16 protein-coding genes and 1 riboswitch are annotated in these 15,868 nt (G+C 57.7%); of the genes, 3 read left to right on the top strand and 13 right to left on the bottom strand.

Annotated features, from left to right (window positions below; genetic code table 11):
• Window positions 1-8 precede the first annotated feature (8 nt).
• The 12 genes from rseP to ACFER_RS07040 form a co-directional block, all read right to left on the bottom strand.
• A complete protein-coding gene (rseP, locus tag ACFER_RS06990; protein ID WP_012938719.1) occupies window positions 9-1,025 on the bottom strand; it encodes an RIP metalloprotease RseP in 1,017 nt (338 codons plus the stop codon).
• Window positions 1,026-1,037: 12 nt separating this feature from the next.
• Entirely contained in the window at window positions 1,038-2,192 is a 1,155-nt protein-coding gene (locus tag ACFER_RS06995; protein WP_012938720.1) for a 1-deoxy-D-xylulose-5-phosphate reductoisomerase, read from the bottom strand.
• Between the two features lie 11 nt (window positions 2,193-2,203).
• Entirely contained in the window at window positions 2,204-3,034 is an 831-nt protein-coding gene (locus ACFER_RS07000) for a phosphatidate cytidylyltransferase (RefSeq protein ID WP_012938721.1), read from the bottom strand.
• Between the two features lie 12 nt (window positions 3,035-3,046).
• A complete protein-coding gene (locus ACFER_RS07005; protein ID WP_012938722.1) occupies window positions 3,047-3,838 on the bottom strand; it encodes an isoprenyl transferase in 792 nt (263 codons plus the stop codon).
• Between the two features lie 66 nt (window positions 3,839-3,904).
• Window positions 3,905-4,078 (bottom strand): indolepyruvate ferredoxin oxidoreductase subunit alpha, encoded by a 174-nt coding sequence (locus ACFER_RS11125; protein WP_012938723.1) that lies wholly within the window; start codon window positions 4,076-4,078, stop codon window positions 3,905-3,907.
• Entirely contained in the window at window positions 4,012-4,314 is a 303-nt protein-coding gene (locus ACFER_RS11295; RefSeq protein ID WP_187287538.1) for a hypothetical protein, read from the bottom strand. Before ACFER_RS11295 ends, ACFER_RS11125 begins: the two co-directional genes overlap by 67 nt.
• Complete coding sequence (frr, locus tag ACFER_RS07015; RefSeq protein ID WP_012938724.1) at window positions 4,311-4,874, bottom strand: ribosome recycling factor; 564 nt, start codon at window positions 4,872-4,874, stop codon at window positions 4,311-4,313. The genes ACFER_RS11295 and frr overlap by 4 nt, the downstream gene beginning before the upstream one ends.
• Window positions 4,875-5,600: a UMP kinase gene (gene pyrH, locus ACFER_RS07020; RefSeq protein WP_012938725.1), complete on the bottom strand. Its 726-nt coding sequence runs from the start codon at window positions 5,598-5,600 to the stop codon at window positions 4,875-4,877. It lies immediately after the preceding gene.
• 201 nt (window positions 5,601-5,801) lie between these two features.
• Window positions 5,802-6,683 (bottom strand): translation elongation factor Ts, encoded by an 882-nt coding sequence (gene tsf, locus ACFER_RS07025; RefSeq protein WP_012938726.1) that lies wholly within the window; start codon window positions 6,681-6,683, stop codon window positions 5,802-5,804.
• Window positions 6,684-6,725: 42 nt separating this feature from the next.
• A complete protein-coding gene (gene rpsB, locus ACFER_RS07030; RefSeq protein WP_012938727.1) occupies window positions 6,726-7,475 on the bottom strand; it encodes a 30S ribosomal protein S2 in 750 nt (249 codons plus the stop codon).
• Window positions 7,476-7,731: 256 nt separating this feature from the next.
• Entirely contained in the window at window positions 7,732-8,925 is a 1,194-nt protein-coding gene (locus ACFER_RS07035) for an alanyl-tRNA editing protein (RefSeq protein WP_012938728.1), read from the bottom strand.
• Complete coding sequence (locus ACFER_RS07040) at window positions 8,906-9,904, bottom strand: elongator complex protein 3 (protein ID WP_012938729.1); 999 nt, start codon at window positions 9,902-9,904, stop codon at window positions 8,906-8,908. The genes ACFER_RS07035 and ACFER_RS07040 overlap by 20 nt, the downstream gene beginning before the upstream one ends.
• 210 nt (window positions 9,905-10,114) lie before the next feature.
• Here ACFER_RS07040 and ACFER_RS07045 point away from each other — a divergent pair, with 210 nt between their 5' ends.
• The 3 genes from ACFER_RS07045 (at window position 10,115) to ACFER_RS07055 (ending at window position 15,096) form a co-directional block, all read left to right on the top strand.
• Window positions 10,115-11,140, top strand: a complete 1,026-nt coding sequence (locus ACFER_RS07045; RefSeq protein WP_012938730.1) for a branched-chain amino acid aminotransferase — start codon at window positions 10,115-10,117, stop codon at window positions 11,138-11,140.
• A 356-nt stretch (window positions 11,141-11,496) separates the two neighbouring features.
• A complete protein-coding gene (locus tag ACFER_RS07050) occupies window positions 11,497-13,170 on the top strand; it encodes a sensor domain-containing diguanylate cyclase (RefSeq protein WP_012938731.1) in 1,674 nt (557 codons plus the stop codon).
• Window positions 13,171-13,238: 68 nt separating this feature from the next.
• A riboswitch (cyclic di-GMP riboswitch) is annotated at window positions 13,239-13,315 on the top strand.
• 113 nt (window positions 13,316-13,428) lie between these two features.
• On the top strand, window positions 13,429-15,096 hold the full coding sequence (locus tag ACFER_RS07055; protein ID WP_012938732.1) for a diguanylate cyclase: 1,668 nt from the start codon (window positions 13,429-13,431) through the stop codon (window positions 15,094-15,096).
• Between the two features lie 58 nt (window positions 15,097-15,154).
• Here ACFER_RS07055 and rnc read toward each other — a convergent pair whose 3' ends face one another.
• A complete protein-coding gene (gene rnc, locus ACFER_RS07060; protein WP_012938733.1) occupies window positions 15,155-15,859 on the bottom strand; it encodes a ribonuclease III in 705 nt (234 codons plus the stop codon).
• Window positions 15,860-15,868: the final 9 nt, after the last annotated feature.

Raw genomic sequence — 15,868 nt, forward strand, 5'->3', positions numbered from 1 at the left:
GTTTCCTCCTACTGCAGCAGATCATGCAGGGTGGCGAAAATGGTCAGGGCCACGATGCAGCCCACCCCGATCATCTGGATCACTTCCTTGGCTTTGGGGGCCAGGGCATGGCCCAGGATCCCCTCCACCACCAGCACCAGGAACTGGCCTCCGTCCAGGGCCGGGATGGGCACCAGATTCAGCACCGCCAGGTTCAGGCTCAGAAAGGCCATGAACTCCAGGTAGGGCACCGCCCCCTGGGCCGCCACGTCCCCGGCCATGTGGGCCACGCCGATGGGGCCGGCGATATCCGCGTTCACCTTGCCGGTGATCATCTTCCGGAGTCCGTCCACCATGGCGGCGGTGGTCCGGCCCACGGCCAGGGCCGCAGTCTTCAGGCTTTCTCCCAGGGACAGCTGCCGGTGTTCCACCCGGGGCCGGACCCCGATCAGGAACCGGTGGGATTCCCCGTCATACCGGGGCTTCAGCACCACCGTCCGTTCCGTCCCGTTCCGATCGATCACCACCTGGCCCGGTTCCGGTCCGTTCTGCTGGACCAGGGCATTGATGTCATTCCATTTTTCCAGTTTCCGGCCGTTGATGCTCACCAGCCGGTCCCCGGCCTTGAGCCCCGCTTCCGCTCCCGGATATCCTTCCATCAGGGAGCCCACCACCGGTTCGTTTACCGGCAGGGTCAGGCCGCTGAAAGCAAACACCCCGAAGAAGATCAGGAAAGGCAGGAGGAAATTCATGAAGGGCCCTGCCAGGATCACCAGCATCCGGGCCCACAGGGGACGGCCGTTGAATCCCCGGGGCGTCACCGCCTCCCCCGGCTCCATGCCGGCAATGCGGTTGTAGCCCCCCAGAGGGCACAGCCGGAGGGAATACAGGGTCTCCCCCACTTTTTTCTGGAACAGCCTGGGCCCGAAGCCGATGGAAAACTCCGTAACCAGCATGCCGGTACCTTTGGCCGCCAGGAAATGGCCCAGTTCATGGACCGTGATCAGCACACCGAACAGGACGATGGCTGCAAGAATCGTCAACAAGGCTTTTCCCTCCTACTGTCCCCGGGCCACCAGGTCTTCCGCCAGGGCCCGGGCCTTCCGGTCCGCTTCCACAATGGTTTCGTACCCGTCCACTTTTTCCGGCACCGTGGCTTCCAGCACCTTTTCGATCAGGTCGGCAATGCCCAGGAAGGACAGCCGGCCCTGGAGAAAGGAAGCCACCGCCACTTCGTTGGCCGCATTGAAGGTGCAGGGCAGGGTGCCGCCGGTTTTCCCAGCCTGGATGGCCAGGGCCAGGGCACGGAAGACTTTGGTATCCGGTTCATAAAATTCCAGGGCCCCGGCCTTCACCAGGTCCAGCTGGTCAAAGGCCACCGGCCACCGGTCCGGCCAGCTGAGGGCATACTGGATGGGCAGCTTCATATCCGCTACCCCCAGCTGGGCCATCACCGCCCCGTCGCTGTATTCCACCAGGCTGTGGACGATGCTCTGGGGATGGATGATGGGAACGATCTTTTCATAGGGAGCATCAAACAGCCAGTGGGCCTCGATCACTTCAAGTCCTTTGTTGGCCAGGGTGGAGGAATCGATGGTCACCTTGGTGCCCATGGTCCAGGTGGGATGATGGAGGCACTGCTCCACGGTCACCCCCTGGAGTTCTTCCCGGGTCCTGCCCCGGAAGGGCCCCCCGGAGGCCGTCAGCAGGATCCGTTTCAGGTCTTTGTGGGCGTTGCCCTGGAGACACTGGAAAATGGCACTGTGTTCGCTGTCCACAGGGGTCAGACGGACCCCGGCCTTTTTCACCGCGTCCATCACCAGGCTGCCCGCCGCCACCAGGGTCTCCTTGTTGGCCAGGGCAATGTGCTTCCCGGCCCGGATGGCCGCCAGGGTGGGACGAAGCCCCGCATAGCCCACCATGGCACCCAGCACCGTATCCGCTTCGCTGCAGGTGGCTGCGGCCATGATCCCTTCGGGACCGCTGAGGATCTCCGTAGGTCCGTTGTACCGTTCCTTCAGCCTTTTGGCCGCTGCAGGATCCGAAAGGGCCGCCACCAGGGGCTGGAACTTCCGGATCTGGGCTTCCAGCAAGGCATCGTTTTTATGGGCCGCCAGAGCCACCACCCGGATCCGTTCCGGGTTGGCCGCCGCCACATCCAGGGTCTGGGTGCCGATGGAACCGGTGGACCCCAATATTGCGATTTTCTTCATGGAAACCTCCTTCAGCCCAGCAGGCACAGGGTAATGAAATAATAGGCAAAGGGCACCGAGAAGATCAGGCTGTCACACCGGTCCAGCACACCCCCGTGGCCAGGGAAGAAATTGCCGGAATCCTTGATGTCACAGGACCGTTTCAGGATGCTTTCCACCAGGTCGCCCAGAGGGGCGAAGAACCCGATGCCCACCCCCAGGAGCAGCACCGGCACCAGAGGATACCGGAGCCACAGGGAGCCCAGGAGCCACACGGTGGCCACGCAGCCAAGGAAGCCGCACAGGGCCCCTTCCCGGGTCTTTTTGGGGCTCACCCTGGGCAGCAGCTTGGTCTTCCCGAAAGCCCGTCCCCCGAAATAGGCAAAGGTGTCACTGGCCCAGGTGGCGAACATCACCGTCCACAGCAGGGCTTCCCCCAGGCTCACCGTCCCCCATCCGGGGATGGTGTGGAAGGGACCGGAAAGTTCCCGGAGCAGGATGAAATGGGCAAAGGGCAGCCCCAGGTACACCAGAGCCATGCAGGTCAGGCCGGTGTTTTCCGGAAAATGGCCCTGGGCATAAAAACAGAGCCCTTCCAGCAGCACCAAAAGGGAAAACAGGGTCACCAGGGGCAGCAGCCAGTCCGGTCTCCCCAGCCCGGCCGCCCCGATGAGAAGAGCCGTACCCACAAGTCCCGTGGCCCGGTACACCTGGATCCCGTCCCGGGTCAGCATGTTCCGGTATTCCCGGAAGCCCACCAGCCCCAGGATCAGTACTCCCAGAGCAAACAGCAGGCCCCCCATCTTGATCAAAAACAATGCAATGGGGATGGCGACGATCGCCGTCCGTATTCTCTGTCCCATAGTCAGCGCCTCTTATTTCTGATTCAGGCCGCCGAACCGGCGGTCCCGTTTCTGATAACTGAACACCGCTTCCGTCAGCAGTTCCTCGGAAAAGTCCGGCCAGAAAACAGGCGTGGTCCAGAATTCCGAATAGGCGATCTGCCAGAGCATGAAATTGCTCACCCGCAGGTCACCCCCGGTGCGGATCAAAAGATCCGGTGCCGGCAGGCCCCGGGTATACAGATGTTCTTCGATGGTCTTTTCATTTATGGCATCCGGGGTCAGGGTCCCCTGCTGGACGGAGCCGGCGATTTCCCGCACGGCCTCCACCAGCTCCCGCTGGCCGCCGTAATTGATTGCGATATTCAGGATGATTCCCGTATTGTCCTTGGTCACGTCCAGGGCATGGTCCATCTTTTCCTGGACAATGGCGGGCAGTCCCTCCCGGGAGCCCATGAAACGGATACGGACATTGTACTGATTGAATTCTTCCAGTTCACTGGTCAGATACTGGCACAGAAGATCCATGATGAAACGGACTTCCGTAACGGGCCGTTTCCAGTTTTCCGTGGAAAAGGCGTAGACGCTCAGGGCCTTGATGCCCAGATGGTCTGCAAACTTCACGATCCGCCGCAGGGTGCGGGCACCGGCTGCATGGCCGAAGGTCCGGGGTTTTCCCTGGGCTCTGGCCCACCGGCCGTTGCCGTCCATGATGATGGCCACGTGGCAGGGGATCAGATCGGGCTGAAGCATGGAAGTATCCACCCCGTCGGTTTCCGGGATGGGTTCCGGTTTGGAAGTGAGGCCTAAGAGTTTTTTCAGCATTGGCATACCCCTATAAAAAAATTTGCGCAGCCTGCTTACGCGGGCTGCGCAACAACGCCAGAAAGCTTATTCAGCTTTGATAGCGCCAACCGGGCAAGCGCCGGTGCAAGCATCGCAATCGATGCAGCTGGCTTCGTCAACCTTGTACTTGCCGTTGTCTTCAGCGATTGCACCTACCGGGCAGGTCCCAGCGCAGGAACCGCAGCCGATGCATTCGTCTTGGTTAATTTTGTGTGCCATTGGTCAGTACACCTCCCTTCGAATTTGCAACCAACAATAATTTGTAATGTATGGTCAGACACAACGGTCTGCTTAAGGATATAAGCAGAGTCATCATGCCAGACTAGCGCAGGATGGTGAAGATAAGGTTCCGCCCGGACGATTTCAGCCTGCCAGCCGGCCTGCTCCAGTTTTTTCAGAGCCAGGGCCAGGGGCCGGGCCAGTACATCGGGGGCCTTGGGAGCTGCCGTACTCACACCGACATGACTTCCTTTTCTTTCTGGGCCAGGACATCATCGATTTTCTTCATGAATTTGTCCGTCAGCTTCTGGGAAAAATCCGTTGCATCTTTGGCATCATCTTCGGTGATTTCTTTGGCTTTCACCTGTTTTTTCACAGCGTCATTGAAATCCCGGCGGATGTTCCGGATTTCCACCCGGCTGGCTTCGCCCTTTTTGTTGACCACCTTTACCAGTTCCTTCCGGCGTTCTTCCGTCAGGAGAGGCAGGTTCAGGCGGATCACAGTCCCGTCGTTGTTGGGGTTCAGGCCCAGGTCGGAAGTCATGATGGCCTTTTCAATGACCTTCAGCAGGCTCCGGTCCCAGGGCTGGATCACGATCATACGGGGTTCCGGCACGGACACATTGGCCACCTGGGTCACAGGAGTGGGAGCCCCATAGTAGTCCACTTTCACCTGGTCCAGCAGGGACGGGGTAGCCCGCCCGGTGCGGATGTTGGTCAGTTCGTTCCGGAGCGCATGGAGCGCTTTATCCATCTTTTCTTGGGTTTTGGTTTGCAGTTCTTCAATCGTTGCCATTTAGAATCCTCCTACCAGGGTTCCGATTTCTTCACCGGCAGCGGCCTTCAGGATGTTCCCTTCCTCATCGATGTTGAACACGACGATGGGAATGTGGTTGTCCATGCACAGGCTGATGGCGGTGGAGTCCATGACACCCAGATTTCTCTGGATCACTTCGATATATTCCAGATGGTCGAACTTCACGGCGTTGGGATTCACGGCAGGATCGCTGTCATAGACCCCGTCCACGCCCTTCTTGGCCATCAGGATGGCGTCGGCTTCGATTTCCGCCGCACGCAGGGCTGCCGTGGTGTCCGTGGAGAAATACGGATTGCCGGTGCCGGCTGCGAAGATCACCACACGGCCCTTTTCCAGGTGCCGCACCGCTCTCCGGCGGATATAGGGTTCCGCAATGGCTCGCATTTCAATGGCCGTCTGCACCCGGGTGGGCACCCCACGGTTTTCCAGAGCATCCTGCAGCGCCAGGGAGTTGATGACCGTGGCCAGCATCCCCATGTAGTCCGCCGTTGCCCGGTCCATGCCTTTGGAAGCACCGGCCAGGCCTCTCCAGATGTTCCCGCCGCCGTTGACCACAGCCACGTCCAGTCCGCTTTCCCGGACTGCCTGGATCTGGGCCGCAATGGCGTCCACCGTTTTGGGATCGATGCCGTAGCCTTTCTCACCGGCCAGGGCTTCCCCACTGAGTTTCAGAATCACGCGCTTGAACTTTCTATTACCCGACACTGACAGTACCTCCTACAGAGTTCCGCAGATCTTGAACAAGAAGTCATCCACAGTTCTACAATGCTTTTGAAAGGTCCGGACCAGCCGTCCCCTTCCGTTCTTTATCATTATAGGTGAAAATGGTCTTTCCTGCAAGACTGAATCTAGAATGTCTCAAAAAACAAGGGGCTGCCGCACAAGCGAGAGCCCCTTGCAAGAGTGTTATTTTACGAAGCTGGCAACTTCAGCAGCGAAGTCTTCCTTCTTCTTTTCAATGCCTTCGCCCAGCTGGAAGCGGACGAATCTCTTTGCCTTGGCATTGTGTTCCTTCAGCAGGGTGCTGATGGATTTATCCGGATCTTTGATGAATTCCTGATCCACCAGGCAGATTTCCTTATAGAATTTCTGGATACGGCCCATAACCATCTTTTCGATGATTTTTTCCGGTTTTCCTTCGTTCTTGGCCTGTTCAGCCAGGACTTCTTTTTCGTGATCCAGTTCGCTGGCAGGAACCTGAGTCCGGTCCAGATAGGACGGGTTGGCAGCAGCGATGTGCATGGCCACGTCTTTGGCCACTTCCGCATCCCCGCCTTCCAGTTCAACCAGGACGCCGATCTTGCCGGCCCCATGGATGTAATGGCCCAGGGTATCGTTGCCGTATTCATACACGGCGAAGCGGCGGACATCGATCTTTTCGCCGATCTTGGCGATGGCTTCGGTGATCACTTCGCTGACTTTCTTGTCCGTACCTTCGAAGGTCTGGTCGTTCAGTTCAGCCACATCAGCCGGTTTGTGGGCGGCAATGTGTTTGGCCACGCTCAGCACCAGGTTCTTGTATTCGTCGGTGTTGGCCACAAAGTCGGTTTCGCAGTTGACTTCCACCAGGACAGCCACTTTATTGGCTTCGTCCACATATGCTTCCACCAGGCCTTCAGCAGCCACACGGCTGGCCTTTTTGGCAGCCTTGGACAGGCCTTTTTCTCTCAGGTAGTCGATTGCCTGATCCATATCGCCGTTGGTGGCGGTCAGGGCCTTTTTGCAGTCCATCATGCCGGCGCCGGTACGTTCACGCAGTTCTTTAACCATGCTAGCAGTAATTGCCATCAGTATTCCTCCTGTAACTTTATGGAATTTGGGAAAGGAAGCTTATTCAGCGTCCTTGGCTTCTTCTTCAGCAGCAGCTTCGTCAGCAGCGGCAGCTTCTTCATCCACAGCGCTGGCTTTGCCTTCCAGGACAGCGTCAGCCATTTTGCTGGTCAGCAGACGGACGGCACGGATGGCGTCGTCGTTGGCGGGCATCAGGTAATCCACTTCATCGGGATCGCAGTTGGTGTCAACGGTGGCCACGATGGGGATGTGCAGTTTCCGGGCTTCCAGGATGGCGTTGTGTTCCTTCCGGGGATCGATGACGAACAGAGCGCTGGGCAGCTTCTTCATGTCTTTGATACCGCCCAGGTATTTTTCCAGTTTGGCCATTTCATGGCGCAGAACGATAACTTCTTTCTTCGGCAGCAGTTCGAAGGTGCCTTCTTCTTCCATCTTTTCCAGGTCATGCAGTCTCTTGATCCGGGTCTGGATGGTCTTGAAGTTGGTCAGCATGCCGCCCAGCCATCTTTCGTTCACATAGAACATGCCGCAGCGTTCAGCTTCTTCTTTAATGGCAGCCTGAGCCTGCTTCTTGGTGCCTACGAACAGCACGGTGCCGCCCTGGGCAGCCAGTTCACGCAGGAAGCTGTAGCATTCTTCCACCTTTTTCACGGTTTTCTGCAGATCGATGATGTAGATCCCGTTCCGTTCGGTGAAGATGTAGGGAGCCATCTTGGGGTTCCAGCGGCGGGTCTGATGACCGAAGTGTACGCCTGCTTCCAAAAGTTGTTTCATGGATACAATTGCCATTTTTGTTTCCTCCTGTTTTTACCTCCGCAGATCATTTTTCGCTTAACCTTCCAAAGAAGGACAGCCGCGTCCTGACTCTGCGTGTGTTTTTTCTCCGGCTGTGCAATCACAGCCGATAGAAATTATATCATATTTGTTACAAAAGTTGCAAGAGGGTATTGCACGGAACGTGCCATATCCTCTTGCTGTCAGCGGTCAACTGTCAACGGTCAACGGCCCATGGAGGAAACCTGCCAGCCGGCAGGTTTCCCGCTTTTTACTTTTTAATCTCTGCCACCAGTTCCCGGACCTTCTGTTCCCAGTCCGCTCCGGCGGTGCCGCCGCCCTGGGCGCTCTGGGGCCGTCCCCCGCCCCGGCCTCCGAACAGGGCATTGGCTTTGGTGCAGCAGGCTTTGCAGTCCCCTTCCGCCCCTTCGCTGAGGGCGAACTGGTACATGATCCGGTCCCCGTCTTTGGTGAACACTGCCGCCAGCACCCCGGGTTCCGCGGAGGCCAGCTTCATGGCGCTCTTCCCGTCCGCTGCCGTCCCTTCCAGGGTCAGCACCAGCAGCCGGGTGCCGTCGGCCAGCACCGGGGCCTGGGCCAGAAGGTCGGGCAGCTGGAAGCGGATCAGTTCCTGGGTCTTTTCCCGGACTTTCCCCCGGAGATCCAGGATTTCCTGGTGGAGCTTCTCCACCGCCGGCAGCACGTCTTCCGCCTTGACGGACAGGAAGTTGCTGGTTTCTTCCAGGATCCGGTTCCGTTCATGCATGGCCTTCAGGGCCCGGTTCCCGCAGAGGAACTCGATCCGGCTGCCTCCCTTGTGCCGGACGAAGCGGATGATCTGGATGGACCCCACCATGCCTGTATAGGGGGGATGGGTGCCGCAGCAGGTGCAGATGTCCCCGTTCTTGATGTCCACCAGCCGCACGGTGCCCCTGAGTTTTTCGTTCTTTTTCCGCAGGGGATACTTCCCCAGTTCCGATGCATCCACATAATGGAGGGAAACAGGTTCGTTGGCCCACAGGCACTCATTGGCCATCCACTCCGCCTTTTTGGCCTTTTCCTCGTCGATTTCCTGGTCCAGGTCGATGAACACACTGTCTTCATTCATATGGAAGCCCACATTGTTGGCCCCGCAGGTTTTCCAGAAGGCATAGGAGAGGATATGCTCCCCGCAGTGCTGCTGCATCCGGTCCAGACGCACCGGCCAGTCCAGCTTCACGGTGACGGTCTTCCCCGGTTCCACCGGAGCATGGGTCCAGTGGCGCACCTCCGGTCCGTCTTCCGAGGCATAGTACACCGGCACCATATCCAGCCAGCCCTTGTCGGACAGCTGGCCGCCCCCTTCCGGGAACAGCACCGTCCGGTCCAGGATCACTTCATAATGGTCCTCTTTTTGCTCACAGGAACGGACCACCGCCGTACAGCTCTGGAGCAGAGAATCGTTTTCATACAGTTTTTCTGTCATGGAACCTCACCTCGAACTTTTCTCCTGTCTGGAATGCCACCCGGACCTTTCCCGTCTCTTCCCACAGACGGACATTGCTCCGGTGCTGGCCCCGGACGATCGAAGCCAGCCTGTCCGGACAGGTGATAATCATATTATAATCCCCACCGGGGAGCTCTGCAATCTTCTCCAGCACCTGGAGCCCCACCCCCCGGCTTTTCACCAGTTCCCCGAAGGCAGGATGGAAGGGCCCGGCCAGGATGTGCCCCGGAGCGCACAGTTCCCGGTCCGGCTGGAGGCCCAGGCGGATCACCTGGATCCCGGCGGCGGTGAAGTCCCGGTACAGGGGCCAGCAGGCATCCACCGCCTCCTCCACCGTCTGGGGCCTGTATGCTCCCTGGCGCCACTGGTCCGCCAGGAGCGTCCCTTCGATCACCAGCACCGGGTAGATCCGCACCAGATCCGGGTGGAGGGCAAGCACCTGGGCTTTGGTGTCTTCCAGGCTGGGCCCGTCCTGGCCCGGGAGCCCGGTCATCAGCTGGAGCCCCAGCCGGAAGCCCCCCTGCCGGATCAGCCGGGAAGCCGTGCGGACCTGGGCAGCCGTATGGCCCCGCCGGGCCAGTTCCAGCACCCGGTCATCCAGGGACTGGGCCCCCAGTTCGATGGTTTCCACCTGGTGGGCCCGGAGACGGTCCAGGATTTCCGGGGTGATGGCGTCCGGCCGGGTGGACAGCCGGAGAGGGCCGCACAGCCCCTGCCCTCTCCAGGTTTCCGCCAGATCCAGCAGGGCCTCCTGCCGGTCAGGATCCAGGGCAGTGAAAGAGCCGCCGTAAAAAGCCAGTTCGTTGGCGGGATCGGGACGGACCCAGCCAAGGAGGTTTTCCATCTGCCGCCGGGCTCCGGCCAGGCTGCTGTCCCCCTCCCCGCTGATGGTCCGCTGGTTGCAGAAGGAGCAAAGGTGGGGACACCCGGCGTGGGGGATGAAAATGGGAAGGATCATGGAATCGGGACTCCTTTCAGATTGTGTTCGCTATTCCCTCCCATTATACCCTTTCTGTATCAGATGTTGCAATTCCTGTGGCCATCCCACCGTCTTTTTTACTATTTCATTGACAAACCCGTTGCAGATGGGTAATATATTGAGGTATGCAAAATTCATTTTTGTAACATAATCTATAGCATATCTATAGGAAAGAAATGAGGGGTTTGTATGTCTAATGTAAACATCGATTGGTCCAAACTGGGATTTGAATACCAGCCCATTGCCCAGCGGTATGTTGCCAACTTCAAGGACGGCAAATGGGGCAAAGGCGGTCTCACCGGTGATGCCAACGTGGTCCTGAATGAATGTGCCGGCATCCTGCAGTATTGTCAGGAAGTCTTCGAAGGCCTGAAAGCCTACAAGACCAAAGACGGGCGCACTGTGACCTTCCGTCCGGATCAGAACGCCAAACGGATGATTGATTCCGCCAAACGGCTGGAAATGCCTCCGGTCTCTGAAGAAATGTTCATGGAAGCCGTGGACGAAGTGGTCCGGGCCAACAAAGACTACATTCCTCCTTTTGAAAGCGGCGGCGCCCTGTACCTGCGCCCCTACCTGTTTGCCACCGGCCCGGTGATCGGGGTGAAACCCTCCGCTGAATACCAGTTCCGTCTGTTCGGGACCCCTGTGGGCAACTACTTCAAAAACGGCGTAAAGCCCATCACCATCTGCGTATCCGATTTCGACCGTGCGGCACCCCGGGGCACCGGCCACATCAAAGCCGGCCTGAACTACGCCATGAGCCTCCACGCCTACATCACCGCCCATCACAACGGGTTCGATGAAAACATGTACCTGGATCCGGCCACCCGGACTTACGTGGAAGAAACCGGCGGCGCCAACTTCCTGTTCGTGAAAAAGGACGGCACCCTGGTCACCCCGAAATCCGATTCCATCCTGCCCTCCATCACCCGCCGTTCCCTGATCACCATCGCAACGGATATGCTGGGCATGAAAGTGGAACACCGTCCGGTGAAATTCTCCGAAGTGGCTGATTTTGCCGAAGCCGGCCTGTGCGGCACCGCTGCCGTCATCTGCCCGGTGGGCAAAGTGGTGGACCACGGCAAGGAAATCTGCATCCCCAGTGGGATGGAAGAAATGGGCCCTGTGCTGACCAGACTGTACAAGACCCTGAGAGGTATCCAGATGGGCGAAATCGAAGGCCCGGAAGGCTGGATCCACGAAGTGAAATAATTGATGGCAAGAAAAAAGACTGTCGCTTCCGCGGCAGTCTTTTTTTGTCGGCGGTCAACGGTCAGCGGCCGATGGAAATCATTTTTTGCAAATTGATTTTGAAACAGAATACACCGTTTTTTCCGTTCAAGAGTATATGGCGGGGAGCCGGGCCTGCGCCCCCTACGGTCCCGTACTCGTCACTTTGCTGCATAACCATACTGCGATGAAGGTTTCGCCAGGAACTTGTTGACCCCCACCAGGAAAATACCCGAGTGGACAAATCTCCCTTCTTTTCTTATAATGAATAAACAGGTAACTTTATGCAACGTTTCTCCTGGCTGAGGGGAGTATACTTTTTTCGAGGTGTATCCGTCATGGCTAAAATCCGCAGTCTCCGTCTTCAACTCACCATCGTCATTGTGGCCATCACCGTTGTGCTGACCCTGATCATGGGGGTGATGAACATCCGGAGCATCAATATTTATTCCACCCAGGTGGCCAATACCGGGCTCAACTGGGAGACCCAGCGGGAAGCATCCCATCTGGACAAAATGATGCTCCAGTCCCAGGACGCGGTGGATTTCGCCGCCAACACGGCCCAGCAGTATTTCACTTCCAAGAACCAGCTGCAGGATCCGGCCTTCCGGGCCGATATCAAAATCCGCCTTCACCGCCAGTTCCAGGCGGCTGTCCGCAACATCCCGGAAGTATCCGGTTTCTATCTCCATTTCAATGAGGATCTGCTTCCGGAACCTGACGGGTTTTCCTACCAGAAACTGCCCGGCCGGACGGAATTCCAGGAAGAGCCCATCGCCCATCCCAAGGAAGGGCCGGAAGAGGAGGCCCAGGCAAATAACCGGTGGTACTACGAACCCATGGAAAAACTGTCCCCCGTGTGGATCCCTCCCTATCAGGAGAGCCCCAATGGCCCCCGGGTTATTTCCTACACCAAGCCTATCTTTGTGAACCGCCGGTGCATCGGCCTGGTGGGCATCGACATCCGGATGGATACCCTCATCGGCAGATTGAAGAACGTCCATATCTACGACAGCGGCTATGCCCTGCTGTTTTCCGCAGGAGGAGAGCTGTACTACCATCCGGACCATCCCTATGGACTCCCGGATACAAACCTGAGTGATTTCGGACTGTCCCAGTACCAGAGCCTGTTCCGGCAGCACGACAGCGGTTCCGACACCCTGCCGATCTTCTATAAAAAGGAACAAAGGCAGCTGGCCTTCACCACCCTGGTGAACGGGATGAAGCTGGGAGTGGAAGCCCCCAGCAGTGAAATCTATGCAGTCCAGCGAACAGCCACCTTCCGGGCCTTTTTCCTGCTGATCCTGTTTGCCATTTGTGGCTCCTCCCTGGCGGCCTACCTGGCCAACAAATTCCTCCAGCCCCTGGCAGCCATCAACAAGGCGGCTTCCCGGATGGGCCAGGGAAATTACGATATCCCGGTATCCTACGAAAGCCAGGATGAGATCGGTCAGCTGGCCCAGAACATAAACAAAACCATGGGCCTGATGAAGACCATGGTCCAGGGCCTGAAGACCGAGGCCTTCCAGGACAAACTGACCCATGTGAAGAATGTCAGCGCCCTGGAAACCAGAATCCTGGACCTGAACGGCCGGATCACCGAGAAGGATCCCCAGCTGGCCTTCGGGGTGGTGATGGTGGACTGCAACAGACTCAAAGGGATCAACGACACCTACGGCCACGAAAAGGGGAACCTGTTGCTCCAGCTCACCGCCAAAACCATCTGCGATGTGTATGCCCACAGTCCGGTGTACCGGATCGGCGGGGATGAATTCCTGGTACTGCTCCAGAACCGGGATTATGAAAACCGGGAAGCTCTGTGGCAGCAGCTGCTCCCCTATCTCCGGAAACGGGACTGGACCGGAGAAAAGCCCTGGGAACAGCTTTCCTTCTCCGCCGGCCATGCGGAATACCAGCCGGGCAGTGATATCAGCTTTACGGAAGTGTTCCGCCGGGCGGATGGAGCCATGTACCAGGTGAAACGTTCCATTGAAGGGGACGCGGCCCGGTAAGGAAAAGTATGGCTGGACAAATCACAACATAACGTTTATAATAATGATAATCAAAAAAAAAAAAACACAAAACCTTTTGGCAAACCTGGAGAAATCCAGCGACGCAAAGCTAACAGGGCCTGTAAAATGGCAGCCAGCTGCACAGTGTTTTTCCTCCGCCCTGAAAAATGCGGAATGGTGAGAACCGTCAGCCGTCTGTCTATGGGACAGGCGGCTTTTCGTTGTTTTGCCATCCAATAAGTAAGGAGAAGTTGCATTGTGCGAAGATTAATCCGAAGTCTACAGGCCCAGTTTCTGGTGCTGATCCTGGGGATCACCCTGGCCCTGATCCTGGTGCTGGGCTTTTTGAACCTGCAGACCGTCAACGGTACCTCCACCCGGATTGCCGCCATGAGCCTGAACTGGCAGGCCCAGCGGACTTCCGCCCCCATCCAGGGGGTGCTCACCAGCACCATGGACATGACGGACATCCTGGCCAATGGATTGATCAAAGATGTACCGGACCCCGGCCGGCTGAGTGATCCGGCTTTCCGGAAAGGTATCCTGGTCCATCTCCAGAAGCATTTCAACCTGTCCGCCAGGAATTCCACCACGGTCTTTGGCTATTATGTCCAGTTCAATCCGGAGCTGACCGGAGGGCCTGCCGGGTTCTGGTACACCTGGGATCCCCGGCGGAGCCAGTACATTTCCCATTCCCGGGAAGCCATGGGGGCCTATTTCTATGGAAAGGGCGGTTTCCTCCCCTATTTCCGGGATCTGATTGCCGATGGAAAACCGGTCTGGCGGAACCCCTATGACGACCACAACTTCGGGGTCCGGCGGATTTCCTATATCGTTCCGGTGTACAGCAACGGCACCTTCGTGGCCTTCCTGGGCATGAGCATCCGGATGGATACCCTGGTGACCATGATGTCCCACGCCCGGATCTACGACACCGGCTATGCGGCCCTGTTTTCCGATGACGGGGAGATTTTCTACCATCCGGACTATCCGGACGGGGCCCCCACCACCCTAAAGGATTTCGGCCTGGAACCCTATGCGGAACAGCTTAAGGACCGGGATTCCGGCATGGACCTCTTATCTCATCACTACAGGGGAATCAAAAAAGAAATGGCCTTCATCACCCTGAAAAACGGTATGAACCTGGGGATTGTGGCGCCTGACAGTGAAATCTATGAGGAACGGAAAACCACCTACGGCCGGCTGCTGTTCCTGACTATCCTGTTCGGACTGTTCACTTCCGGGCTGGCCATCATCACCGCCAACCGGATCATCGCCCCCCTGAAAGACATCGATGCGGCGGCCAAACGGATGGGCCAGGGAGATTATGACACCTTCATCCACAACAACCGGGGGGACGAAGTGGGTGAACTGGCCCAGAACATGAACCAGACCATGGTACTCATGAAGGACATGTTCGCCCGTCTGGAAAAACAGGCCATGGAAGACACCCTGACCCGGGTGAAGAACAACCGGGCCTATGAGCAGATGGTCCATGAGCTGAATCACCGGATGTATCAGGAGCCCAAACCCGCTTTCGGGGTGCTGATGGTGGACGTAAACGGTCTGAAGGGGGTCAACGACCGGTTCGGCCACGAGCAGGGGAACCTGCTGCTGAAGCATACGGTAAAGACCATCTGTGACCTGTTCAAGCACAGCCCGGTATACCGGGTGGGCGGGGATGAATTCGTGGTGATCCTCCAGAACCAGGATTACACCAACCGGAAGGCCCTGTTGGAACAACTCCGGCCCTACAGCCGGAAACGGGATTACTCCCTGAAAGAACCCTGGCTCCAGCTGGCCTTTGCTTCCGGTTTCAGCAACTACGATCCGGAAACCGACGAAAATTACCTCCAGGTGTTCCTCCGGGCGGACGCTGCCATGTACCTGGACAAGAAATCCAGGGAAGGAAAAGAAATGAGATAAAATGGATAAAAAAGGTGCTGTGAAAAAATGATCCGTCATTTTTTCACAGCACCTTTTTTTACCGGAGGGCTTTCAACGCTTCCCTTGCGGCACGCTGTTCCGCCTCTTTTTTGGTTCTTCCCCGGCCTTTGCCCAATTCGTTCCCGTTCACCAGGACACGCATCACAAAGGTCCGGTTGTGGCTGGGGCCTTCTGCGGAAACCTGATCGTACAGGATTTCCGCCGGGCCATCTTTCTGCACCACTTCCTGGAGACGGGTCTTGTAATCCCGGTCGATGCCGTCGGCCGTCAGTTCCGGGATCCGGCTGATCAGCAGCCGGTTCAGCAGCCCCGTCACCCGGGCAAAGCCCTGGTCCAGGTAATAGGCTCCCAGGACGCTTTCAAAGGCATCGGCCAGGATGGAGGGATTCTCCTCCCCATCCAGGTTGATTTCCCCTTTGCCCAGGAGCAGATGGTCTCCCAGATGGTTTTCCGTGGCCAGCTGGGCCAGGGTCTCCTCGCACACCAGGAAGGCCCGGAGCTTGGAAAGCTCCCCTTCGTCCATCTGGGGACAGGTTTTGTAGATATGGGTGCTGACCACCAGGCTCAGCACCGAATCCCCCAGGAACTCCAGCCGCTGATTGTGCTGGGGCCGGGGATTTTTCTTGGATTCATAGGCATAGGACGTATGGGTCAGTGCCATGTCCAGCAGGTGCAGGTCTTTCATTTCCATGCCCAGCTGACGGCAGAGCCCTTCCAGCTCTTTCTGACGCTGTTCCTCCATCACCGACGC

The sequence above is a fragment of the Acidaminococcus fermentans DSM 20731 genome (assembly GCF_000025305.1).
GTDB lineage: Bacteria > Bacillota > Negativicutes > Acidaminococcales > Acidaminococcaceae > Acidaminococcus > Acidaminococcus fermentans.

What these genes read in the sequence shown, in the direction of transcription:
- rpsB (WP_012938727.1), bottom strand. Translation starts at nt 7,475, where the DNA reads ATGGCAATTGTATCCATGAAACAACTTTTGGAAGCAGGCGTACACTTC.
- ACFER_RS11125 (WP_012938723.1), bottom strand. Translation starts at nt 4,078, where the DNA reads ATGGCACACAAAATTAACCAAGACGAATGCATCGGCTGCGGTTCCTGC.
- ACFER_RS07005 (WP_012938722.1), bottom strand. Translation starts at nt 3,838, where the DNA reads ATGCTGAAAAAACTCTTAGGCCTCACTTCCAAACCGGAACCCATCCCG.
- tsf (WP_012938726.1), bottom strand. Translation starts at nt 6,683, where the DNA reads ATGGCAATTACTGCTAGCATGGTTAAAGAACTGCGTGAACGTACCGGC.
- ACFER_RS07045 (WP_012938730.1), top strand. Translation starts at nt 10,115, where the DNA reads ATGTCTAATGTAAACATCGATTGGTCCAAACTGGGATTTGAATACCAG.
- frr (WP_012938724.1), bottom strand. Translation starts at nt 4,874, where the DNA reads ATGGCAACGATTGAAGAACTGCAAACCAAAACCCAAGAAAAGATGGAT.
- ACFER_RS07035 (WP_012938728.1), bottom strand. Translation starts at nt 8,925, where the DNA reads ATGACAGAAAAACTGTATGAAAACGATTCTCTGCTCCAGAGCTGTACG.
- ACFER_RS07050 (WP_012938731.1), top strand. Translation starts at nt 11,497, where the DNA reads ATGGCTAAAATCCGCAGTCTCCGTCTTCAACTCACCATCGTCATTGTG.
- ACFER_RS07000 (WP_012938721.1), bottom strand. Translation starts at nt 3,034, where the DNA reads ATGGGACAGAGAATACGGACGGCGATCGTCGCCATCCCCATTGCATTG.
- ACFER_RS06995 (WP_012938720.1), bottom strand. Translation starts at nt 2,192, where the DNA reads ATGAAGAAAATCGCAATATTGGGGTCCACCGGTTCCATCGGCACCCAG.
- ACFER_RS07040 (WP_012938729.1), bottom strand. Translation starts at nt 9,904, where the DNA reads ATGATCCTTCCCATTTTCATCCCCCACGCCGGGTGTCCCCACCTTTGC.
- rnc (WP_012938733.1), bottom strand. Translation starts at nt 15,859, where the DNA reads ATGGAGGAACAGCGTCAGAAAGAGCTGGAAGGGCTCTGCCGTCAGCTG.